Origin of the sequence: Labrenzia sp. CP4 (assembly GCF_001579905.1) — a bacterium.
Taxonomy (GTDB): domain Bacteria; phylum Pseudomonadota; class Alphaproteobacteria; order Rhizobiales; family Stappiaceae; genus Roseibium; species Roseibium algicola.
This window is the reverse complement of record NZ_CP011927.1, coordinates 1384052-1406317: the sequence shown is the minus strand read 5'-3', so window position 1 is coordinate 1406317 and position 22266 is coordinate 1384052. Positions and strand designations below refer to the sequence as shown.

Annotated in this window: 28 protein-coding genes; 20 read left to right on the top strand and 8 right to left on the bottom strand. The window is 58.8% G+C overall.

The window, feature by feature from the left end; all coding sequences use genetic code 11:
• The first annotated feature begins 41 nt into the window (after window positions 1-41).
• From ACP90_RS06515 to ACP90_RS06465, 11 genes are all read left to right on the top strand, one after another.
• Complete coding sequence (locus ACP90_RS06515; RefSeq protein ID WP_062487438.1) at window positions 42-776, top strand: cytochrome c biogenesis protein CcdA; 735 nt, start codon at window positions 42-44, stop codon at window positions 774-776.
• 32 nt (window positions 777-808) lie between these two features.
• On the top strand, window positions 809-1402 hold the full coding sequence (locus tag ACP90_RS06510) for a thioredoxin family protein (RefSeq protein WP_062487437.1): 594 nt from the start codon (window positions 809-811) through the stop codon (window positions 1400-1402).
• Between the two features lie 177 nt (window positions 1403-1579).
• On the top strand, window positions 1580-2059 hold the full coding sequence (gene soxX / locus ACP90_RS06505; RefSeq protein ID WP_062487434.1) for a sulfur oxidation c-type cytochrome SoxX: 480 nt from the start codon (window positions 1580-1582) through the stop codon (window positions 2057-2059).
• Between the two features lie 23 nt (window positions 2060-2082).
• Entirely contained in the window at window positions 2083-2532 is a 450-nt protein-coding gene (soxY, locus tag ACP90_RS06500) for a thiosulfate oxidation carrier protein SoxY (protein WP_023014500.1), read from the top strand.
• 97 nt (window positions 2533-2629) lie between these two features.
• Window positions 2630-2956 carry a thiosulfate oxidation carrier complex protein SoxZ gene (gene soxZ, locus ACP90_RS06495; protein WP_023003230.1) on the top strand — a complete coding sequence of 109 codons (327 nt, stop codon included), beginning with the start codon at window positions 2630-2632 and terminating at the stop codon, window positions 2954-2956.
• A gap of 173 nt (window positions 2957-3129) precedes the next feature.
• Complete coding sequence (gene soxA / locus ACP90_RS06490) at window positions 3130-3960, top strand: sulfur oxidation c-type cytochrome SoxA (RefSeq protein ID WP_082809675.1); 831 nt, start codon at window positions 3130-3132, stop codon at window positions 3958-3960.
• A 212-nt stretch (window positions 3961-4172) separates the two neighbouring features.
• Window positions 4173-5867: a thiosulfohydrolase SoxB gene (gene soxB / locus ACP90_RS06485; RefSeq protein ID WP_062487430.1), complete on the top strand. Its 1695-nt coding sequence runs from the start codon at window positions 4173-4175 to the stop codon at window positions 5865-5867.
• A gap of 33 nt (window positions 5868-5900) precedes the next feature.
• Window positions 5901-7175, top strand: coding sequence for a sulfite dehydrogenase (gene soxC, locus ACP90_RS06480; RefSeq protein ID WP_062487428.1), 1275 nt, complete (start codon window positions 5901-5903; stop codon window positions 7173-7175).
• A complete protein-coding gene (locus ACP90_RS06475) occupies window positions 7159-8280 on the top strand; it encodes a c-type cytochrome (RefSeq protein ID WP_062487426.1) in 1122 nt (373 codons plus the stop codon). The genes soxC and ACP90_RS06475 overlap by 17 nt, the downstream gene beginning before the upstream one ends.
• A gap of 87 nt (window positions 8281-8367) precedes the next feature.
• Window positions 8368-8811 (top strand): DsrE family protein, encoded by a 444-nt coding sequence (locus ACP90_RS06470; protein WP_286145741.1) that lies wholly within the window; start codon window positions 8368-8370, stop codon window positions 8809-8811.
• Window positions 8812-9062: 251 nt separating this feature from the next.
• Complete coding sequence (locus tag ACP90_RS06465; protein ID WP_062487424.1) at window positions 9063-9809, top strand: Crp/Fnr family transcriptional regulator; 747 nt, start codon at window positions 9063-9065, stop codon at window positions 9807-9809.
• 58 nt (window positions 9810-9867) lie between these two features.
• Here ACP90_RS06465 and ACP90_RS06460 read toward each other — a convergent pair whose 3' ends face one another.
• Complete coding sequence (locus ACP90_RS06460; RefSeq protein ID WP_208993476.1) at window positions 9868-10236, bottom strand: response regulator; 369 nt, start codon at window positions 10234-10236, stop codon at window positions 9868-9870.
• 179 nt (window positions 10237-10415) lie between these two features.
• Here ACP90_RS06460 and ACP90_RS06455 point away from each other — a divergent pair, with 179 nt between their 5' ends.
• Window positions 10416-10721, top strand: coding sequence for a hypothetical protein (locus ACP90_RS06455; RefSeq protein ID WP_062487423.1), 306 nt, complete (start codon window positions 10416-10418; stop codon window positions 10719-10721).
• 321 nt (window positions 10722-11042) lie between these two features.
• Here ACP90_RS06455 and ACP90_RS06450 read toward each other — a convergent pair whose 3' ends face one another.
• The 4 genes from ACP90_RS06450 to ACP90_RS06435 form a co-directional block, all read right to left on the bottom strand.
• Window positions 11043-12176 (bottom strand): AI-2E family transporter, encoded by a 1134-nt coding sequence (locus ACP90_RS06450; protein WP_062487421.1) that lies wholly within the window; start codon window positions 12174-12176, stop codon window positions 11043-11045.
• A 42-nt stretch (window positions 12177-12218) separates the two neighbouring features.
• Window positions 12219-12647: a hypothetical protein gene (locus tag ACP90_RS06445; protein WP_023003219.1), complete on the bottom strand. Its 429-nt coding sequence runs from the start codon at window positions 12645-12647 to the stop codon at window positions 12219-12221.
• Window positions 12647-12991 carry a DUF883 family protein gene (locus ACP90_RS06440; RefSeq protein WP_023003218.1) on the bottom strand — a complete coding sequence of 115 codons (345 nt, stop codon included), beginning with the start codon at window positions 12989-12991 and terminating at the stop codon, window positions 12647-12649. Before ACP90_RS06440 ends, ACP90_RS06445 begins: the two co-directional genes overlap by 1 nt.
• A gap of 200 nt (window positions 12992-13191) precedes the next feature.
• Entirely contained in the window at window positions 13192-13452 is a 261-nt protein-coding gene (locus tag ACP90_RS06435) for a Rho termination factor N-terminal domain-containing protein (RefSeq protein ID WP_062491420.1), read from the bottom strand.
• Between the two features lie 357 nt (window positions 13453-13809).
• On the opposite strand from ACP90_RS06435, the gene ACP90_RS06430 reads away from it, so the two are divergent.
• Window positions 13810-14325, top strand: a complete 516-nt coding sequence (locus tag ACP90_RS06430; protein ID WP_055656126.1) for a DNA starvation/stationary phase protection protein — start codon at window positions 13810-13812, stop codon at window positions 14323-14325.
• A gap of 112 nt (window positions 14326-14437) precedes the next feature.
• Window positions 14438-14671 carry a hypothetical protein gene (locus tag ACP90_RS06425; RefSeq protein WP_062487420.1) on the top strand — a complete coding sequence of 78 codons (234 nt, stop codon included), beginning with the start codon at window positions 14438-14440 and terminating at the stop codon, window positions 14669-14671.
• A 68-nt stretch (window positions 14672-14739) separates the two neighbouring features.
• Here ACP90_RS06425 and ACP90_RS06420 read toward each other — a convergent pair whose 3' ends face one another.
• The gene (locus ACP90_RS06420) at window positions 14740-16542 is read right to left on the bottom strand and encodes a PAS domain-containing protein (protein ID WP_062487417.1); all 1803 of its coding nucleotides are present in this window, start codon (window positions 16540-16542) and stop codon (window positions 14740-14742) included.
• 179 nt (window positions 16543-16721) lie between these two features.
• Here ACP90_RS06420 and ACP90_RS06415 point away from each other — a divergent pair, with 179 nt between their 5' ends.
• Window positions 16722-16919: a CsbD family protein gene (locus ACP90_RS06415; protein ID WP_023003212.1), complete on the top strand. Its 198-nt coding sequence runs from the start codon at window positions 16722-16724 to the stop codon at window positions 16917-16919.
• Between the two features lie 155 nt (window positions 16920-17074).
• Here ACP90_RS06415 and ACP90_RS06410 read toward each other — a convergent pair whose 3' ends face one another.
• Window positions 17075-17875 carry a response regulator gene (locus ACP90_RS06410; RefSeq protein ID WP_035908044.1) on the bottom strand — a complete coding sequence of 267 codons (801 nt, stop codon included), beginning with the start codon at window positions 17873-17875 and terminating at the stop codon, window positions 17075-17077.
• 185 nt (window positions 17876-18060) lie between these two features.
• Between ACP90_RS06410 and ACP90_RS06405 the strand changes: the two genes are divergently transcribed.
• From ACP90_RS06405 to ACP90_RS06395, 3 genes are all read left to right on the top strand, one after another.
• A complete protein-coding gene (locus tag ACP90_RS06405) occupies window positions 18061-18267 on the top strand; it encodes a NepR family anti-sigma factor (protein ID WP_023003210.1) in 207 nt (68 codons plus the stop codon).
• On the top strand, window positions 18264-18818 hold the full coding sequence (locus ACP90_RS06400; protein WP_023003209.1) for a sigma-70 family RNA polymerase sigma factor: 555 nt from the start codon (window positions 18264-18266) through the stop codon (window positions 18816-18818). The genes ACP90_RS06405 and ACP90_RS06400 overlap by 4 nt, the downstream gene beginning before the upstream one ends.
• A gap of 160 nt (window positions 18819-18978) precedes the next feature.
• Window positions 18979-20289 carry a DUF2254 domain-containing protein gene (locus ACP90_RS06395; protein WP_062487415.1) on the top strand — a complete coding sequence of 437 codons (1311 nt, stop codon included), beginning with the start codon at window positions 18979-18981 and terminating at the stop codon, window positions 20287-20289.
• A gap of 141 nt (window positions 20290-20430) precedes the next feature.
• Here ACP90_RS06395 and ACP90_RS27895 read toward each other — a convergent pair whose 3' ends face one another.
• Window positions 20431-20601, bottom strand: coding sequence for a DUF1328 domain-containing protein (locus ACP90_RS27895; protein WP_023003207.1), 171 nt, complete (start codon window positions 20599-20601; stop codon window positions 20431-20433).
• 158 nt (window positions 20602-20759) lie between these two features.
• Here ACP90_RS27895 and ACP90_RS06390 point away from each other — a divergent pair, with 158 nt between their 5' ends.
• Together ACP90_RS06390 and ACP90_RS06385 are read left to right on the top strand one after the other, a co-directional pair.
• Window positions 20760-20945: a PLD nuclease N-terminal domain-containing protein gene (locus ACP90_RS06390; protein ID WP_023003206.1), complete on the top strand. Its 186-nt coding sequence runs from the start codon at window positions 20760-20762 to the stop codon at window positions 20943-20945.
• A 126-nt stretch (window positions 20946-21071) separates the two neighbouring features.
• Entirely contained in the window at window positions 21072-22001 is a 930-nt protein-coding gene (locus ACP90_RS06385; RefSeq protein ID WP_062487413.1) for a PRC-barrel domain-containing protein, read from the top strand.
• The last annotated feature ends 265 nt before the right edge of the window (window positions 22002-22266 follow it).

Here is a 22266-nt window from a genome sequence, read left to right as displayed (position 1 = left end):
TTTAAAGCAACCGAAGATCGAGTTTCTCTGGGAGGAAATGAATGCTCGATGTTTCTCTGGGCGCTGCCTTTCTGGCAGGTCTGCTTTCATTCATTTCGCCTTGTGTCTTGCCGATTGTGCCGCCCTACCTGTGTTACCTGGCCGGTGTCAGCGTCGATGAACTGAAGGGCGATACGGCCACGGCCGAAACGGGTCGCCGGGTGATTCTGGCGGCGATCGCCTTCGTGCTCGGCTTTTCGATCGTCTTTGTCGCTCTCGGTGCAACGGCCAGCGTCATCGGCCAGTCGATCGCCCGCTACTACGATATCCTGTCTTATGTTGCAGGCGCGATCATCATCGTCATGGGCCTGCATTTTCTTGGTGTCTTTCGCGTCGGGCTCCTGTTCCGCGAAGCCCGCATTCATGTCGAACGCAAGCCCGCGGGTCTGGTTGGAGCCTTCGTCATGGGCCTGGCTTTCGCGTTCGGCTGGACACCGTGCGTCGGCCCGGTTCTGGCGGCAATCCTGTTCGTTGCCGGATCGTCGGACACCACCTGGCACGGCGCCGGACTGCTTGCGGTCTATGCACTTGGCATCGGTCTGCCTTTCATCCTGGCGGCAGCATTTGCCAGCCGGTTCCTGAAGGTGGCCGGACGTTTCCGCAAACACATGGGCACGGTGGAAAAGATCATGGGCGGCCTCCTGGTGCTCACCGGCCTGTTGTTCATCACCGGGCAAATGTCGGCAATCGCCTTCTGGCTGCTCGAAACATTCCCGGTTTTCTCACAAATCGGCTGACCGGCCATTTCCGGTCCAGGGAGGACAATGACATGCGTATCTGGAAACAATTGGTGCTGGCAGTCGAGCTCTTGGCGGCCCTGACCACAACGGCGCTCGCCGCAACGCTCGGTGATGATGGCCTGCACAAGCAGCCCTGGTTCACCGTAACCTTCCGCGACATCGGCGAAGACATTGAAACCGCGGCAGGAGAAGGCAAGCGCCTGGCAATCATCTTTGAACAACGCGGCTGCATATATTGCCGCCAGATGCACGAAAAGATCCTCTCCGACCCGGAAGTGACCGACTACATCAAAGAGAACTTCATGGTCGTGCAATACAACATGTTTGGCGACGAGGAAGTGATCGACCTGGACGGCGAAGAACTGACCGAAAAGACCGCCGCGCGCAAATGGGGTTATGTCTTCACACCCACAATCGTGTTCCTGCCGGACGAGGTTCCGAGCGAGGGAACCGTGTCGGAAGTGGCCGTTGCAACGATGCCGGGCGCCTTCGGCAAGTGGACTTTCCTGAACATGTTTCGCTGGGTTCAGGAAAAAGGCTACGAAGGCGACGAGCATTTTCAGAAGTATCATGCCCGCATAATCAACGAATTGCGCGAAAAAGGCCGCCTCGACGCGGAATAGGAAGAGCGGATAAAACAGGTTTATGCCGGATACGGCAAAAGGCCTATTGCATAACATATGCAAAAAATCATATCTTTTAATATGAGGAGGACAGGCAGGCTGGGGAATCGGACCTGCCGAAGGAACGCAAACGGCACGACAGCCGGCCGTTCCGCACTGAGGAGGAAAGCCGACACAATGTTCAAGGGCGCGACACATTTCAGCCTGCCGGCGGCCTTTGCCGGCCTAGCCGTCCTGGCCGCTTCCGCAGCGGCCGCCGGAACGGTTGCTCCGGACAGCGTTCCCATCGTCGATATGGAACTGTCCGAATCCCTGACGGGCGTTCAGGGAGACCAGCAGGCCGGACGCGAAGCCTTCGCCGATCGCAAGAAGGGCAACTGCCTGGCTTGCCATGCCAATGCCGATCTCAACGACCAGCTGTTCCACGGTGAAGTCGGCCCCGTCCTCGACGGTGCCGCCGACCGCTGGAGCGAGGCGCAACTGCGCGCCATCGTGGTCAACAGCAAGGACGTCTTCGGTGAACAGACCATCATGCCCGGTTTCTACACCCTGAAGGTGGGCATCAACGTCGACGAGGAATTCGCCGGCAAAACCATCCTGTCAGCGCAAGAGGTAGAGGACGTCGTCGCCTATCTCATGACGCTGAAAGAGAATTGATCTCGGGTTTCAAGGAGCAAGAGATGAGCTTTACAAGACGCCAGGTGTTTGGTCTCACGATCGGAGCCGCTGCATTCGTGGCCGCCGGATCGCGGGTTTCCTTCGCCGCAACCGACCAGACCGAAGAGGCCATCAAGGCCTTCACCGGCGGAGCAGATCCCAAGGAGGGAACAGTTTCCCTTGACACGCCGGAAATTGCCGAGAACGGCAACACGGTGCCGGTCGGCGTATCCGTCGACAGCCCGATGACGGCAGACAGCTTCGTTGAATCTGTCCTGATCCTGGCCGACGGCAACCCCAACCCGGCTGTTGCCACGTTCCACTTCACTGCCATGAGCGGTGTTGCCGAAGCCAAGACCCGCATCCGGCTCGCCAAGACGCAGAACGTCATCGCGGTCGCCAAGATGAACGACGGCTCCACCTTCATCGACCGCAAGGAAGTGAAAGTCACCATCGGCGGCTGCGGCGGCTAATCCGCAACAGCGCAAGCGGCTTGTCCGCAGGACCGGCACCGGCCTTTAGCCGAAACGCCGCCCGGCAAGCAGATCAGGGATACGAAGGAACCAAATCATGGCAGATCCGAAACCGCGCGTGAAAGTGCCCAAGAAGGCAGCTGCGGGCGAAGTCATCACCATCAAGACGCTTATCAGCCACCCGATGGAATCCGGTCAGCGCAAGGACAAGGAGGGCAACCTCGTTCCGCGCCAGATCATCAACAAGTTCACCTGCGAGTTCAACGGACAGGTGGTGTTTTCCTGTGACATGGACCCGGCCGTCTCGGCGAACCCCTACATGGAGTTCAGCGCCAAGGTGAATGAAACCGGCACGTTCAAGTTCACCTGGGTCGATGACGACGGCAGCGTCTACGAATCCGAGAACAAGATCACTGTTGAATAGGCGGCGGCCCTGCATCTGCGGCTGTGACGTCCGCACGGACTGAAAAGCCCAGGACAGGGTGCATCGAGAGTGTCGGGACATCGTATCTGCAGTCGGTTGAAGGCAGGATGTTCCAGGGATCGCTCAAATCGGGAGGAGACGATTTGGCCAATAGAACGAAACGCATAGCCACCATGTTCGCAGTAACGATGGTTGGCACAAGCGCAAGCCTGGCCGGGGGGCCGGTTGACGAAAAGCTCGTTATCGACGGGGAAGTGGAGATCATGACCCGCGTACCGGCGCCGGAAGGGCACCCGTTCGACGAACTGATCTCGGGCTGGCACTACCGCACGGAAGAAACGCGTGATCTGGAGGCCGACAGCTTCCAGAACCCGGGTATGCTCTATGTGGAGCGCGGCGAGGAAATCTGGAACACCGTGGACGGTGCTGCTGGCAAGTCCTGCGCCTCCTGCCACGAGGATTCCGAGGAGTTCCTCAAGGGTCTCGGCGCCAGCTATCCCAAGTGGAATGAGGACGCCGGCAAGCCGTTCAACATCGAGCTTCAGATCAACCAGTGCCGTGAACAGAACATGCAGGCAGAGCCTTACAAGTTCGACGCGGCCGATCAGAAGGCTCTGACGACCTACATCAAGCACCAGTCGCTTGGCATGCCAATGAAAGTCGATCTGAGCGAAGGCGAAATGCAGACCTGGTGGGACAAGGGCAAGGAGCTCTACTACACCCGCACGGGTCAGCTGAACCTGTCCTGTGCCACCTGCCACGAGAACTACAACGGCAACTACATCCGGGCTGACCACCTCAGCCAGGGCAGCGTCAACGGGTTCCCGACCTATCGCCTGAAGCAGGCGGACCTTGTCTCCCTGCACAACCGCTTCCGCGGATGTATCCGCGATACGCGGGCAGCCTTCCCGGCCGCCTTCTCCGATGAGCTGATGGCTCTGGAGGTCTATGTGACCTGGCGTGGCTCGGGGCTCGGCATCGAAACCCCGGCGGTTCGCCAGTAGGCTGACCGTTTAAACTCCGGCGCGGTCGCAGCCACCGCGCCGGTTTCTTTCCTGTCGCCGGCGAATTCCCGCCCGGCCACCAGGCGGAAACAGAGGGCTGAAAACATCAATGTCCCGAACGTGGGATAACCGGGGTGCACGGCGTCGTCGTGCCTCAACGGGAAAACTGTGCAACCGGCCGGGCATCGGCCGTTGGTTTGGAGTAACTGAGGATGTTCTCAAGACGTGAGTTCCTGATGGCGGCAACCGCGACAAGTGCCTTGCTCGGATCGGGCATGGCAGGATCGTGGTCGCGGCTGATGGCCCAGCAAGCCCTGACGGAAGACCAGCTCCTGGGGATGGACCCGAAAGGCAAGCTCACGCTGGTGCATATCACAGACATCCACGCCCAGCTGAAGCCGATCTACTTTCGCGAACCGTCCATCAACCTGGGCATCGGCGACGTCAACGGCAAACCTCCACATGTGACCGGTGCCGATTTCCTGAAGCTCTACAACATCGAGGCCGGGTCGCCGGATGCCTATGCGCTGACCTCGGAAGACTTCGTCTCCCTTGCCAGGAGCTACGGCAAGATGGGCGGCATGGACCGGGTCGCGACCGTAATCAAGCGCATTCGTGCCGAACGCGGTGCCGACAACGTTCTCCTGCTGGATGGCGGCGACACCTGGCAGGGCAGCTACACATCCAACGTCACCCAGGGCGAAGACATGATCACGATCATGAACTCGCTCGAGCCCGACGCCATGACCGGGCACTGGGAATTCACCTACGGCACCGACCGGGTTCAGGAAGTCATCGACAGTCTGCCCTTCGCCTTCCTCGGCTCCAACATCTACGACAACGAATGGGACGAGCCCGCCTTCGAAGCCTGGAAGATGTTCGAACGTGGCGGGTCCAAGGTCGCCGTCATCGGTCAGGCTTTCCCGTATACGCCGATTGCCAACCCGCGCTGGATGATCCCCGGCTGGTCCTTCGGCATCCGCGAGGAAGACATTGCCAAACATGTGACCGAAGCTCGCGACGAGGGCGCTGAAATTGTTGTGCTGCTGTCGCACAACGGCTTTGACGTCGACAGGAAGCTCGCCTCGCGCGTTGACGGTATCGACGTCATCCTGACGGGCCACACGCACGACGCCCTGCCGGAACCGGTCATCGTCAACAACACGCTGGTGATCGCCTCCGGCTCCAACGGCAAGTTTGTCTCCCGGGTCGATCTTGACGTTCAGGACGGCAAGCTGGCCGGGTATGCCTATCGCCTGATCCCGATCTTCTCGGACGTCATCACGCCAGATGCGGACATGGCTGCGCTCATCGATGAGGTTCGCGCGCCTTACGAAGCCGACCTCGCCCGCGTTCTCGGCAAGACCGAGAACCTTCTCTACCGGCGCGGCAACTTCAACGGCACCTTCGACGATCTGATCTGCCAGGCACTTCTGACCGAACGCGACGCCGAAATTGCCCTCTCACCCGGCTTCCGCTGGGGGACATCGCTTCTGCCGGGCCAGGACATCACCTTCGAGGATGTCCATAACGCCTGCGCCATGACCTATCCGGCCGCTTACCGTTCATCGATGACGGGCCAGATGCTGAAGGACATTCTGGAGGATGTCGGCGACAACCTCTTCAACAAGGACCCCTACTACCAGCAGGGTGGTGACATGGTCCGCGTTGGCGGCATGGGCTACACCATCGACCCCGGCAAGGAAATCGGCGAGCGCATCTCGGGCATGACCCTGCTCGCCACCGGAGAAGCCATCGACCCCGCCAGGGAATATGTCGTTGCCGGCTGGGCCTCGGTCAACGAGGGCACGGAAGGCCCGCCCATCTCCGAAGTCGTTGAAGCCTATCTCACAAGCAATCCCGTGGTCAGCCTGCCGGACAACCAGTCCGTCAAGCTGGCAGGATGACGCCTTTTCTTCAGAGATCCTGAGGACACGATCATGACTGACAAAACCAACTCCAAGACGCCGAGTCTTTCCAGGCGTTCCCTCTTGAAAGCAGGCTTCGCCGCAGGCGCCGTTGCAGGCACGGCAGGTGCCGCGCGCGCGGCCGGCGATCCATTGATCACCGAGATACAGGACTGGAACCGATACCTCGGTGACGGTGTGCAGGCGCGCCCTTATGGCACGCCGTCGGAATACGAGGCCCATGTGGTCCGCCGCGACGTGGAGTGGCTAACGGCCTCCACCGAGAGTTCGGTGAACTTCACACCGCTGCACGAGCTGGACGGCATCATCACGCCCAATGGCCTGTGTTTCGAGCGCCACCACGGCGGCATTGCCGACATCAATCCTGCAGATCATCGGTTGATGATCAACGGTCTGGTCGACAGCCCCCTCGTCTTCACCATGGAAGACCTGAAGCGCTTCCCGCGTGAGAACCGGGTCTACTTCCTGGAATGTGCCGCCAACTCCGGCATGGAGTGGCGTGGCTCCCAGCTCAACGGCTGTCAGTACACCCACGGCATGGTTCACTGCGTGATGTACACCGGCGTGCCGCTGAAACTGATCCTGGAAGAGGCAGGCCTGAAGACCAATGCCAAATGGGTGATGCCGGAAGGCGCCGATGCCTCGGCCATGACCCGGTCCATCCCGATGGAAAAGGCCCTCGACGACTGCCTGGTCGCCTTCAAGATGAACGGTGAGGCTCTGCGTCCCGAACAGGGTTATCCGCTGCGCCTGGTCGTGCCCGGCTGGGAAGGCAACATGTGGGTGAAATGGCTGCGCCGGATCGAAGTCGGCGACGAACCCTGGCACCAGCGCGAGGAAACGTCCAAATACACGGACCTTCTGGAGAACGGCAAGGCCCGCCGCTTCACCTGGGTGATGGATCCCAAGTCTGTCATCACGTCACCGAGCCCGCAGGCCCCGATCACCCACGGCAAGGGACCGATGGTCATCTCCGGTGTCGCCTGGTCCGGCAACGGACGGATCAAGCAGGTGGATGTGTCGCTTGATGGCGGCCGGAACTGGAAAACCGCCCGCCTCGACGGCCCGAGCCTGTCGAAAGCCATGCACCGCTTCTACCTGGACATCGACTGGGACGGCTCGGACATGCTGATCCAGTCCCGCGCGATGGACGAGCACGGCTTCTTCCAGCCGACCAAGAACGAGCTGCGTGCCGCCCGCGGCGAAAACTCGATCTACCACAACAACGGCATCCAGACCTGGTATGTCAAAGCAGACGGAATGGTGGAAAATGTCGAAGTTTCTTAAAGCCCTCAGCCTTGGAACCCTGGTCGCCACCCTGCCCCTGCTTGCCGCGACAGCCCATGCGGGGGATGCCGAAAAAGGTGAGAAGGTCTTCAAGAAATGCGCTGCCTGCCACGCGGTCGGGGAAGGCGCAAAGAACAAGGTCGGTCCGGAACTGAACGAGATTTTCGGCCGTACCGCAGGATCGCTTGAGGACTACAAGTATTCCAAGGCGATGATCGAGGCCGGTGGTGGCGGGCTCGTCTGGGACGAGGCAACACTGACGACCTATCTGACCAAGCCCAAGGACATGGTCAAAGGCACCAAGATGGCCTTTGCCGGTCTGAAGAAGCAGGAAGACCTGGACAACGTGATTGCCTATCTGGCCACCTTCTCCAGTGCTGCTGCTCCCGCCGACCAGCAGGGCGCCGCAGAACCTGCGGCCACTGAAACGGAAACGGCCAGCGCCGACACGGCAGCGGAGGCTCCAGCCATACCAGTGTCCGAAGTCCGTGAAGGCGGCATCTTCGGTCTTGGCCGCGTGGCGACGGACGACGAGGTCGCCGCCTGGGACATCGACGTACGCCCCGACGGCAGCGGCTTGCCGGAAGGCTCCGGTACGGTGGCCGATGGGGAAGTGCTGTTCACGGACAACTGCGCCGTCTGTCACGGCGATTTTGGCGAAGGCGTCGGCCGCTGGCCGGTTCTGGCCGGTGGCCAGGACACCCTGACCGAGGAACGCCCGGAAAAGACCATCGGCTCCTACTGGCCGTATCTGTCCACGGTCTACGACTATGTCCGCCGCGCCATGCCCTACGGCAACGCCCGTTCCCTGTCGGATGACGACGTTTACGCGCTGACGGCCTATCTCCTTTACCTGAACGACATCGTCGAGGACGAGGACTTCGAATTGTCGAAAGACAACTTCCTGGAGATCCGTCTTCCCAACGAGAAAAACTTCATCGCTGACGATCGCGCCGAAGAGCCGCATTATGCAGCCAAGGCCGAACCCTGCATGAGCGACTGCAAGGACAGCGCGGTCGAGATCACCATGCGCGCCCGTATTCTCGACGTGACCCCGGGATCTGTCGACGACGACGAGGCCTCCGGCATGGGAGGCGTCGACTGACATCGTTTTGCGGCAACGGCCCGTGAAAGAAAGGCCGCCCGCGCAAGGCCGCCGCAGGATATCCTGCGGCGTTAGGAGGAGGAAACGATGGGAATGTTTTCACGACTGGCAGTGGCAACTTCGGCCCTGCTGATGCTTGGCTCTGCCGTATTGGCAGGCGACGGCATTCACAAACTTGCCCTGCAGATCAGCGACAATGATCCGCAGAAGATGAACACCGTCTTGAACGTCGCGTCCAATGTGGCGCGCCACTACTCTGAAATCGGCGAGGAGGCCGATATCAAGATTGTTGCCTTCAATGCGGGCCTGCACATGTTCCGGGCGGATACGTCTCCCGTTTCGGACCGCATGAAATCCTTCGTGGAAAGCATGCCGAATGTCGCCTTCGAGGCCTGCGACAACACCCGCCAGGCCATGGCCAGGAAGGAAGGCAAGGACATCGAGTTTCTGGAAGGTGTCGAAGTCGTTCCCGCTGGTGCCGTCACTCTGATGGAGCTGGACGAAGACGGCTACACCATCCTGCGGCCCTAGACAGTCACAAGACCCGCCGTGCGGACAGTTGCAAGGTCCGTACGGCTTCATCCCTTTCGGCATGTAGCCCGCCGGAACGCCCGGCTTTTGCGTTTCCGCAATCAATTGTCAGCCGTTGTAGGTCTTTCTTTTGCACGAAGCATTCGCGTCCGGCATCGGACGGACTTGCTTTCCCCTGTCCTTCTGCCTCAAATGGGAACCAGCAGCAGTTCTAGGCGTTTTGATGGATTGCCAATGGAGATGCCATTTGAATGACCGAAACAGTCCCGTTTCAAACAAATTGCCAAACCTGCCCCCTGAGACGGAAATCCGTTTTCCGCTCGCTGGAAGACAAGGAACTGGACTTCATTTCGGATTTCAAGACCGGTGAACTGACGGTCGAAGCCGGAGCAACCATTGTTCAGGAAGAAAACAAGAGCCCGCATCTTTACACCATTCTGGATGGCTGGGCCTTTCGGCACAAGGCCCTGGCGGACGGCCGAAGGCAGGTATTGAACTTTGCCCTTCCGGGCGATCTTGTCGGCCTTCAGCTTGCCGTCCTGAACGAGATGCAGCACACGGTTACCGCCCTTACCGACACTACCTTGTGCGTCTTTCAGCGCGACAGGGTCTGGTCGATCTTCAAGGACTACCCGAGCCTGGCCTTTTCAATGACCTGGATCGCAGCGCGTGAGGAACAGATCCTGGACGGGCACATAATCAGCCTCGGTCAACGTTCTGCCTTGGAACGGCTCGCCTATCTCATCCTGCATCTTTACGACCGCGCAGAGACCATCGGCTATGCGAGCAATCAGGCGCTGGATGCACCGTTTTCCCAAAGTCACCTGTCAGATGCGCTTGGCATCACACCGGTTCACACCAGCCGTACGCTCCGCAAGCTTCAGGAAAAGAGGCTGATCAGCTGGGCGAAGGATCGGATCCGGATCCTGGACAGGGATGCTCTGGAAAAACTCGCCTCATACGAGAGCATGGCCGATGAGTGCCGCCCGCTCATCTGAGCGGCGGCCGACATCTTCACGTTTGCTTGAAAGGCATCTTCCAGCGAAAACGAGCGCGTCAGATCAGGGCGCCGATCTGGGCTTTTGTGTAGGGCTTGCTCAGGACCACCTGCCCCTCGAACGCCGTGGGCAGCGGGTCGAGATCGCTGTAACCGCTGGCGAAGATGAACTTCGTCCCCTTTTCCAGCAGCTGGCTGGCGAAAGCCAGGCTGGTATCGTCGCCGATCTTCACATCCAGAATGGCAAAGCTGAACAGCTGAGCTGCCAGTGTTTCCGCCGCTTCCGCAAGATTTGCGAGCGTCTGTACCGGCGAGAACCCGAGCTCTTCCAGCATCATCTGCGTATCGAGAGCGATGATCGGGTTGTCTTCGACAACCAAGGCAGGGCCGCGCGGCACTGGCGCGGTGATGTGGGTTTCCGTTGTCACGAGGGTTCTCATCGTCAGACTGTTGACCATCTGCACGATGACACGAAATCAAATGCCCCGCATTAACATAAGTTATCGGGTCGATTGATTTTCCACTTTGATGTCAGCCTCTTCTGTTGTCGCAAACAAACGTGAAACCTTTTCTTAACTCGGGAGTTTACTAGGCGGAGGTAGACACCATGTTCACGCATCGCAAACGAATTCCGACCAACGCCCCTACGGCAATCGCCATTGCCGCCCTTCTGGCTTCCAGCCTGATTGTGGCAGAACCCCTTTTCACCAATGAAGCGGGTGCGGAAACCGCTCACAACAGCAACACGCCCGCACCGGTAGAAGTTGAACAGAAGGCCGCTCCCAAAGGCGACCTGAAGGTTGAGCTTGCCGACGTGCATGGCCGCCCGATGCGCTGCGTCTCCGGCACGCGCGTAACCACCTGTACCGGCTGGCCGATCTCCCACGGCATGCTGGCATTCAATTCCGAGTAAAGAGTTCATGACGCACAATCGTTGAAAAGCCGCCTTTCCCAGGCGGCTTTTATTTTGCCTTGATCCGTGGCGAACGACACACGACCCCGCTGGAAGGGCCCCACCCGGCAAGCATTTTGGCAACTGACAAATTGTCCGTATCACCTGATGGAACCTGGAACAGGTGCCACCCTCACCCACGGCGTCGGACAATTGCAGCCTGGGTGCCACCTTCCATCCGCTCCTGAAAGAAGAAACTCGCGACAACGTTGAACCCGCGGGCATTGGAACGCCGGCACGGGTGGCCTTTGTCATGTCCGCGGGTTCGCAGGATTGCAATTGTCAGTGAGATGCGCCGGCCTCGGGCTCAGGTTCGGAACGCCCGGGCTCTTCGGACTGAGCTGTGTTGTTGATGATCTCCAGCACACTGACGACAACCAGCAGCAACGGCACGGCTATGAATCCGCCGATCGGTCCCCACAGCCAGATCCAGAAGGCAATTGCCAGGAAAACCGCAAAGGGGTTCAGCGTCATCGTCCGGCCGAGAACGGTTGGTGTGACGAACTGCGCTTCGATCAGGTTGAGAACCAGATAGGCCAGCGGCGGCGTCAGGATCTCCACAGGAGTGTACCCCGTCGCAAGTCCGATACCGCTCATCACCAGGACCATGATCGCCGGCCCCAGATAGACGACGTAGTTCAAGACGCCGGCCAGCATTCCCCACAACAGCGGCGAGGGAACATCGAGCAGCCACATGGTCAGCGCCACGGCCACGCCGAGCCCCGCGTTGATGACGCTGATGGAGATGAGATAGGTGGAAAGGCGCGCTTCGATCGTCCGAAACGCGGTCACGATGCAGCGCCTGCCTTCACTGTCGGGAGACAACTGGAGCGCAGCCCTGCGCAGATGCGGGCGTGTCAGCAGAAAGAAATAGAGACTTGCCAGGAACAGGACCACCTGGGCCATGAAGGCCGGTGCGAAATAGAAAACGCTTTCTACCGCGGAATTGTCGTCGACACTCACCTGCATGCCGCCCTTCTGGCCCATGGCACTGCGAAGGTCTTCCTGCAGGCTCGCGACAGACGAAAAGAACCCCTGCCAACTGACCAGCTGCGCCTGCAGCCGTGACCAGATGAGCGGAAGCCTGTCGAGCCAGTCCGACAGCGGTACGACGAAAGCCGCCCCGGCGGTCAGGATCAGCGCGATAAAGACGAGCACCATCCCCCCTGCCGAGAGCCAGCTCGGCACGCCCAGGCGAGACAATCTTTCCATGGGAAGTCCGAAGATCGTGCCGACAACCACCGACAGGAAAACCGGTGCGAAAAACACTTGGGCAAGATCTAGGGAAGCAATCACCACGATGCCACACAGGATGGCTGCCGAGTAGCGGACAACCGGGTCCGATCTGACAGCCTCGCCCACTGTTACGGGGGGAACAAGTCCTGTTACTGCGGGTCGGTCTGGCTGCGCTGTCATCACTGTTTGCTCCGGTGGCCGGCAAGAAGGCGCGGCAATGGGTTAGCCGCGCTCTTCGTCACCTCGTGCCTGCGCTGCCAGAAAGGCCAGACCGCCCAAAGCGGCGGTGATCATCAGGCCTTTTGATTTTGTGAGCTGTGGCAGAACGGAAATGGCAGCGGCCAGGCCCAGTCGCTGCGCGGCCTGACTATGCGCCTTGCGTCTTCGGTCCTTGTGCTTCAAGAAGCTGAGCACCGCCACGAAGACCAGTCCCGTCACGGCCATGAAGACGGCAATCAGCAAAGCCGCCATCGCAGGGCCGAACACCGGCGCCAGAAAGGCGCCGGCTGCCACCACGCCGGCCACATAGGCTGTCGCGAAACAGACTGCCGCAATGCCGCCCAACACGGCATTGCGCTTGGCACGATGAACCATGCCATTGAAGTCTCGCGAAACAGCCCCGAAGGCCAGCGGTAGGGCGCGCAGGAGCATCAGCGGCGCACCAGCGCTGCGATCAGGAAGCCGACACCGGCGGCTATGCCGATCGACTGCAGCGGGCGACGGCGCACTTCAGCAACGAAGGCGCGTTCGTAATTCTGCAGTTCAGCAGACAGATCGCTCAGGGCGTCCTGGGACAATTTGGTCAGATCCTGCCCTGCTTCGGCGGCCTTGGTCTTGTATTCATCCGTCTTGCCCGCGCCGTACTTCTTCAAGGAGCCGGCGAGAGAGGCAATATCGCCGCGAATGCGTTCGATGTTTTCCTCGATCTCACGAGCGCTAACGGTGTCATTGGCAGGATTGGCGGTCGATGCCGTGGCAGTCTTCGCAGTTGCCATCTTGTCGCTCCTGTTTTCAATCGCGTGAGGCCCTGATGACGGGCGACACGCATCGCGTGAATGGGATCAAGCCCGGAATTCGGACACTTCGACACCGCGCTGAACCAAATTGCGCGGTCTGGCTTGTAAACGGCCTTGCGCTCATTTGGTTCCAGACAACAAAGCATGAATTGTTGCAGCGGCGTCTTCACGGCTGCCCGTCAGCCGCGCAAGGCCTCGATCAGATCGGATTTGTTCATTGAGGACCTGCCGCTGATGTCGAGCTCCTGTGCCCGTTCATAAAGCGCATCCCTGGTCCAGGTTTCATAAGGTGCGGCCTTGCCACCCTTGCGCGACGGCGCTTGGTGGTCGCTTGCCTGCGCATTGGCAATTCTCGCCGACTTTTCCTTGCCGTAGCCCTTGTCGCGCAGGGCGTCGTAGGTGTCTTCCTTCTTGATGCTGGAGCTGGTTTTGGAAGCCATGCCGTGTCCTTTCATTTGCTGTTCCGCTGTTTTCGAAAACAACCTCAAATGAAAAACGCCGTCTCGCGCAGGATCGTTCCAATATCTTTTCGATGAAAGGACTGGATAGAGAACTTTATAACGACGTGATAAAAATGAACTATGCCGCCCGGAAGTTCAGACCTATAAAAATTACAAATGCTATTCTTGAAATAATTTCAGATCACATTTTCCATACTGTCAAAAATCGAAATATTTTCAAAAACATGGAACTGAGGACGAGCTGAAGACTTTTCCTATCGAACGTCCGGGCCACGCTCTTGTCAGCAGAACACCCGGACACATCGATCGCCAATCGAAAGCACGAAAGGAAGAACTATGTCGACGTCTCAGGTTCTGAACATCGAAACTCCGAAGGTCGACCCGATCAAGACGGGTGTTTCTGCCGAGGTGCGCGAACAACTGGCGAAGCATCTCTCGGTCATTCTGGCCGAAACCTACATGCTCACGGTGAAATCGCACCTTTATCACTGGAACGTCGTTGGACCGCTGTTCAAGTCGATCCATGACCTCACCGAAGAGCACTATGAAAATCTCTTTGCCGCGACAGACGACCTTGCCGAGCGCATTCGTGCCCTTGGACACCGGGCGCCGGTGAATGTCGACGAAGGCAAATTGAACCTGACCGTCAGCCTGCCGGCCGGCGGCATGCCCAATGCCTTCGAAATGATCGAGGATCTGGTTCGCAGTCATGAAATGATCGCTGCCGAAATGCGCGACATGGCAGCCTACGCCGGCGACAATAGCGACCCGGTGACGGAGGATCTTCTGACCCAGCGCATCACGTTCCACGACAAGGCAGCCTGGATGCTGAGGGCCGTCATTACCGAATGACCGTTCCTCACCCGCATCCCGGGTAACTTGCAAGACGACAAAGGTCCGTCTGCCGCAAGACGGCAGGCGGCCTTTGGCGTATGCACCAACTCAGTTTCAACCGTGTGATACCATGATCAGCGTATCGAAACGATTTGCCGGGTTCCGGACGCCTGCAAGCGTCCTGGAAGACCGGCACCTGTCGAATGAGCAAAAGCGGACAGCCTTGCTGGCCTGGCGGGCCAGCCTGCGCAAGGCACCTCGGGCAATCTCTCGGGACGGCCGGTCTCCAGCCGAACTGATCGAAGAAATCGACGAGGCCCTGAAGGCGCTTCGCCGCGAAAAGACTTCGCTCGGCAAAGGGTGATAAAGCTTCGTCGTCGCAGGACATAAAGCACCTCTCCCGGCCCTGCCTGCAGTAAACGGCATGGGCGCCTAAGAAGTTGTCTTCCTGACAGGAAACTCGATGACGCAACTCACGCCTTCGGGAGCGAAGTCGATGTTGACGTCGCCGTCGAGCGCCGGCCCCACCAAACGTTCCAGCAGCATTCGCCCGAAACCGTTGCGCCTTGGCGGCACAACTTCCGGACCGCCACGTTCCTTCCAGACCAGCCTGATCCTTCCGTCTACGGTCGTCCACGACACCGACAGTTTCCCCCCGAGCACTGACAAGGCGCCATATTTGGCGGCATTGGTCGTCAGCTCATGCAGTGCAAGACCAAGGTTCTGGGCGGCATCCGCCGTAATCGAATGCGGATCGCCCTCAATCTCGATCTGGGGACTCCCCGGGTCGATCGATTGCGCCAGATGCGCCAGCACGAGTTCTTTCAGGTCAGCGCCGTACCAGGACTGCGACACCAGAAGATCATGACTGGCCGCCATCGCCTGGAGCCGTGCGGCAAAACTTTCGACAAAATCCTCGGTGTTGTCCGAACGCGCCGCTGTCTGGCGTGCCATGGCCTGAATGACTGCAAGCAGGTTCTTGGAGCGATGCGTCAGTTCCCGCATGACGAGATGCATCTGGCGTTCGTTTTCCCGCTTGTGGGTCAGGTCGATGGAGATGCCGATCAGGCCGGTGGTCCGACCTTCCTTGTCGCGCGAAGGCTCCATGCGCATGTTGTAGCTGCGATTGACCCCGTTCATGTCCATGTCGAATTCGATGACGGCGCTTTCGCCTGTCTCGAGGACCTTCTTCTTAACCGGAATGAGTTTCAGCTGATCTTCTTCCGGAAACAGCTCATCATCGCTTTTGCCGATGAAGAAATCCGGTTTGAAACCGGGCGACGGATTGACGACATGAATATATTTCAGGTCCAGGTCCTGTTCGAACACAGTTGTAAGCGAGCCGTCGAGCGCCTTTTCGAAACGCCGGTTCGCCTCCGCGAGCTGACTTGCCAGCGAGGCGAGACGGATCTCATAGAGGTTCTTCTCGGTCATATCGATGGCCGTACACAGCACACCGTCTATGTTGCCGCTGCTGTCACGTGTCGGATGGACGATCAGGTCCAGCGAAATAGTTCCCGTTTCTTCACTGTCGAGCGCGAAGAAGGTAGATGCCGTCTCGCCGGTTTCCAGCACCTGGCGCTTGACCGGCTCCAGTTCCGCCGCGGTCTCTTCCGGCAGCAGATCCTGATCTGTACACCCGATGACGTCATCGGCTTCCTTGCCGAACCGCGGATTGTGGATCCACGTGTAGCGCAGATCTTTGTCCTGGGTGAAAACGGAGATGTTGGATCCGGTCAACGCGGTCTCGAACCGCTCGTTGATCCGCCTTATCTCCCGCCGCGATCTGCCGACCTTGTCGGAAAGCTGGAGATTTTCAGCCTTCAGAACATCATTGGCCCGCTCCAGATCCTTGAGCGAGGGAATGGCCAGCAGCATCGGCCGGACCCGCCAGACAACCACTGCAGTTGCCACAGAGACAAGGGCTGTTACCAGCTTGATCAGACCCTGTGCACCGTAGATCGGCCACCAAAGCGTTACCAGGGCTGTCAGATGGGTCAGCGCACACGCCAGAATGAAGGCGATGAACAGGTAACCGATCTTGCGGGAATTACCTTGAATGTCCGGACGCTTGCGCAGAAACGCGAAGATCATCACGGGAATGGCAATATAGGCCAGCGCAATCAGGGCATCGGAGATCGCATGAATCACCACGAGATCCGGACGCCAGAGCAGGCAGTATCCATGCGGCATGAAGGAGGCCGCACCAAACAGATAGGACACGATTTCAGACATTTCGAATTTGCTCCGTCATCCGGGCATGTAAACTTTCGCGGCCGTCCCGCATCGGAAAAGCCGCTCCCGCGCCGGTGCGCCAGCAAACATTCGAAACTGGAAGCAACCGCAATTCATTCGGAACCTTTGACCTCAGGAACCGTTTTCCAGATGTCAGAAAGACAAGGAGAAAACGACCGATGAATTGGGACCGGATTGAAGGAAACTGGAAAGAATTCAAAGGCAAGGCCATCACCCAGTGGGGCAGGCTGACCGACGATGATGTGGATCGTGTTGCCGGCAAACGGACCGAACTTGCAGGTCTGATCCAGCAGAAATACGGCAAGACCCGTGAAGAAGCCGAGCGGGAAATCGATACCTGGATCTCGCGGCACTGATGGAAGAAGGCGGGCAGTGCCCGCCTCTTCCTCCCGCTACGGGATCTGTCGTTATCGCGCACTGAAGGGCAGACGCCGAAAACGGCATCTTGCTTCGCTCTCGAAGAACGAAAGCAGTGGAACACGCCCCCCGTGCTCATCGCGCAGCGCTGCCCTCAGGCAGCGGCCACCTCTTCCGCCCCTTTGAAGAACAGCGCCTGGCTGATCCCCGCCTTCACCGTATTCGGATTGAACGGCTTGGTGATAAGGAACGTCGGCTCCGGCCGTTCGCCTGTCAGAAGACGCTCGGGGAACGACGTAATGAAGATAACCGGAACGGACATTTCAGCAAGGATATCCTTGACCGCATCGATGCCGGACGATCCGTCGGCAAGCTGGATATCGGCAAGCACAAGACCCGGGGCCTGCGCCTTGGCCGCTGCGATGGCATCGCTCGCTGTCCGGGCAACGCTGGTAACGCCATGGCCGAGAGACTCCACGATCTGGATGAGATCCATGGAAATAAGCGGTTCGTCCTCGATGATCAGCACATCCGTCTTGGTCTGCCTGTCAATTTCCGCGATCGCATCCTGGACGAGCTGGGTCACTTCATTTTCGCTACGCTCGATGATGAGGGCGGTTTCGGGAAGCGAAAACCCTTCCAGTGTGGACAGCAACAGGGTTTGCCGGCTTTCGGCCGCCATGGTCGCCAGCCGCTGCTGAGCAGTCTGCTCGAAGATGGAAACCGTCCCGTCATTCGCGATGGGCGGAACGACGCTCGCGTTCCAAAGGACATGGAAAAGCCGGTACAGACCGATTTTCACGCCATGAGATGTATCGATAATGGTCTGATCTGCCACCAGCGCCTGCAGGCAGGCCCTGACATAGGCATCGCCACTTTTCTGACTTCCCGCCAGTGCTCTTGCATATCTACGCAGATACGGCAGGAGCGGCGCGATTTCTTCCGAAAGGCTCACGGACATAAATTAGTTCCTCAATAGTTGCCGTCTGAAAGCGGTCGACGGGCCCGCATCAAGCGCACCCATAAGTCGGAAATGCATTCGGCAAAAAAAAGTTCCATACTCGAGGAACTTTTTTTTTGGCGCCGCGTTTACGTCGCAAATCAGCCTATCTTCGAAGACGCAAATATCGGGAATCTGCCATGGCAAGCAAGCTTAACCCAAGTCGGCCCAACGCCGGATTTGGTGTAATAACACCGGCCGCCGGAGCCAAGTCCAAAGAAGACTGGATCGGCAACCAGCTCAAGAAGGTTTACGACGAGGCCCTATCGGAAGACATACCGGATGACATGATGGACCTGCTGTCCGCCTTGGACGACAGAGGCTCTGACGAGGAGGCCGCCGAATGAACGTCGCAAAGTTCAAGCAGGATCTGGTCGACGCCATACCGCGATTGCGCGCCTTTGCCAGATCGATCAGTGGTGACCGCGACCGTGCGGACGATCTGGTCCAGGAAACTCTGGCAAAGGCGATCGCCAACAAAGACAAGTTCACCGAAGGTACCAACCTCACCGCCTGGCTGATTACCATTCTCCGTAACCAGTATTATTCCGTTGGCCGGAAGATGCAGCGCGAGGTCGCCGACCCTGACGGTGAACACGCAGCCAGCCTGGAAAGCAAACCGCAACAGGCAGGCCATCTGGAACTGAAGGATTTCCTGAGCGCCCTTCAGGTTCTTCCGGACGACCAGCGTGAAGCCCTTATCCTGATCGGTGCCAGCGGCTTTTCCTATGAAGAAGCAGCCGACATCCTCGGCGTGAAGGTCGGCACGGTCAAAAGCCGCGTCTCCCGTGCACGCCTTCGTCTGGATGACCTCATGAACGGGACCGAGAAATTTGAACGGTCCGAAATCGCCGCCGCCGAATCCGCCTCCCTGATCAGGGACGCTCTGTCCGTCTGATCATTCTCATCTACACCGGAACCTTTCCGCTTCTGCGTCAGTTACAGGCCGGCGCACTGCATCCGGTGTGATCGGGCAAGTCGGTTGGTGCACGACAGCTAACAATGACCGGCAGGGTTCCATCGACGATGGAACCCTGCCGGTTTGAGGGGGAACGGGAATGGATCTGGCCTATCGGGAAAACGCCCGCGAACAAGCCCTCGTCCGTCTGGCCAAGGGCTTTCTGTTCATCCCCGTCTGCATAACACTTCTGGGGGCTGTCCTCGCATTCGCAGCCTTCCTGATCGATGATCTGCAACTCCTGACCGGTGTCTTCGACTTTTTCGGCTACAGCTCCATCAGCATCGATGGTGCCCGCTCGGTCCTGTCGACCATTGCCGGCGCGATGATGTCGGTCATCAGCCTTGTGTATTCGCTGACGCTGGTCGTATTCACACTCGCCGCAGGCAATATTTCGGCCCGCCTGCTGGAAACCTTCGCCAGCAACAGAACCACCCAGATTACCATCGGCCTTCTGGGCGCGACCTTCCTTTATTCCATGCTTGTCCTTTTCGGTGTCGATGACACCAAGGATCTCCGGTTTTCCGTCATCCTCTCGATAATCCTCGCCTCCAGCAGCTTTTTCTGGCTGGTCTATTTCGTCAACGACGTTGCCGGCCGTATCCGGGTCGACGCCGAAATCGGCCGCATTCATGCAGCGTTGCGATCCTCGATCGACGAGCTTCTGGCGCACGAACCGCGTGAAAAGCCGAATGACCGCGAGGAGATACCCGACCTGCCGGTCTGCACCTTCAAAGCCGCGCGCAGCGGCTACATCACCTTCATCGACAGCGAACGGCTGATAGACATCGCGAAGTCTCTCGACGGTTTCATCGAAGTGTCCGTCATTCCCGGAACCTACGTCATCGAAGGCATGCCGATCGCAAAGGTGCGCACGGAGGCCCAAGACCCTGATCTGAAACCCTTGAACGGTACCTTCAAGATCGAAAAGGCCCGAGCTCCAGAAGGGGATATCCAGTTTTCGGTGCACCTGATGGTGGAGATCGCGCTGCGTGCGCTCTCGCCTGGGGTCAACGACAGCTACACCGCGATCAGCGCGATCGATCACCTGTCGGCCTCCGCCGCGCGGATCCTGCAGCGCGGCGCTCCCAGCTCGCTCATTACCGATGACGACGAGACCCCTCGCCTGTGGTTGACGATCCTGGAAGTGCACGATCTCCTGGACACGGCGATCAGTCCGCTCAGGCAGGCGTCAAGAGGCAACATCCTGGTACTCGACCACCTCATTTGCGCTTTGGAAAAGGCGTCCCTGGTCTGCCGCAAGGAGCACCTGCACCTTGTCTCGAGGCAGCTGTTCAATATAGCCCAGGATGCCGTTTTCTCGATCGAGAGCAGACCGGACAGACACCAAATCGCCCGCCGGCTCTGGACTGCCCGCAATACGCTGCGCATTCAGGCCGAAGCCCGCTAGCCACCGGATACCGGCAAGGCGACTGAATCACCTATGTCATTGAACGAGGAAAGCGTTGTCTTGTCAGGCGTTTGACGTCGCCTGAATGCCTGTTGGGGAAGGCACAAAAAAGGGCGCCGAAGCGCCCGTTTTGTTCTCGTGTCAGACCCTGCGGCCTCTGATGGCATGTGCGACTGCCGAAATCAGGAACAGCGCAATGGCGACAAAGAAGATCAGTTTGGCAATAGAAACCGCAGTACCGGCAATACCGCCAAAACCAAGTACGGCTGCAACAATAGCAACCACCAAGAACAACAATGCCCAGGAAAGCATAGCAACCTCCGATATTTGAGATACGGAGATGAAACGCCTCGTTTTCGAAATCGTTCCAAATATTTTTGAAAATTATCTCGGAAACTTCAAGACCACCGCAGGGAACCTTCTTCGCGCCCGGCCGTTTCCGTCACAGTCACCAGCATCGGAGATCTGTCATGGAATATGGAATTGTCGGCCTGTTGATCCTCATCCTGGACGTCTACGCGATCATTCAGGTCCTCGGAAGCGGCTCCTCCACCGGGGCAAAGTTGCTTTGGGTTCTCGGGATCCTGATTTTCCCGGTCGTCGGCTTCATTGTCTGGCTGCTGGCCGGTCCGAAAAGCGCAGGCAAACTCGCCTGATTTTTCGCGTCACGGCTCAACGCCCCCCAGGCGCAGCCGTGACGCCTTCTCCCGGAACTTCCCGAAAGTTCAACCATTTACCTACTGCACTTTCAACTTTTCAGAACACGAAAGGGAGATGCTGAAATGCTTCGCCATCTACTCGCCACCACCGCAATCGTAGCTGCCATTTCAACGGCGGCTGTTGCCGGTGAGACCTCTGCGATGAAAGACGGCGGTCAGGCCGGTGCAAGTGATGACACCGGCGTATACGAATTCGAACTCCACACCCTTGCACCGGATACGACCACCGGCATTCTCGCCACCAACATGGTCGGCAAGCCTGTGGTGACCAGCAGAAATGCCGAAGGGGAAGAAATCGGCGACATCAACGACGTGGTCTTCGGCCGCGATGGCTCCGTGCATGCGGTGATTGTCGGTGTCGGCGGTTTCCTCGGCATCGGCGAAAAGGAAGTCGCCCTCGATTTCGCCCGCCTCAACTTCGTGGCCGGTGAGGACAAGCGACTCATCGTCGTCAGTGACGTCTCGCGCCAGGAACTGGAAGCGGCAACCGCCTATGAGCGCCCGGATTACATCCCCTACTGGATGACGACGGAAGGTGCGCGTGAGCAAATGGACAAGGTCACCGAAAACGCCAGGTCCACCTATGAGACCGTGCGCAAGGAGGCCATCGACCCCGCAAGGCAGCAGCTGGATGAAGCCATGTCCACCGGCTGGACTGAAGAAAAGACCGAGGTCGATGCAGCCAGCGTATCCACGGACGAGCTGATCGATTCAACGGTCTACACCAACCAGGACACAAACATCGGTGAAGTCGCCGAGGTCCTGATCGGCAAGGACGGCAAGGCCCAGGCAGTTGTCATCGATGTCGGCGGTTTCCTTGGCTTCAACGCAAAGCCGGTTGCCGTTGCCTTCAACAGCCTGAAGATGTTCGAAACGGAAAACGGCGACCTTCTGGTCACCGCCCCTTTCACCAAGGAACAGCTTGAAAATGCGCAGACCTATGAGCCTGCCACCTACAAGGCCAATCCGGATGCGGTTCTGCTGAAAGGCTGAACGGCTGTCTGAAAGACACCAAGGAAACGGGTCGCTTCGGCGGCCCGTTTTTTTGCGTAACCAGAGGTCGTGGCTCTCCCTGCGAGGAGGAGCTGGCTTCATGGCGCATGGGTTGTCTTCAAGGCAGAAAGACACGGGAAAACTGGCTCGCATTGGCGCTGTTTTCGTTCCGTGAACGGATCATCGGCCCGCCCTGATCCGCGCTCCCCCCGTTGTCCGTCACGAGGAGGCCTCCCGGTTTCGGGGCGAACTCATGGACAAGGTC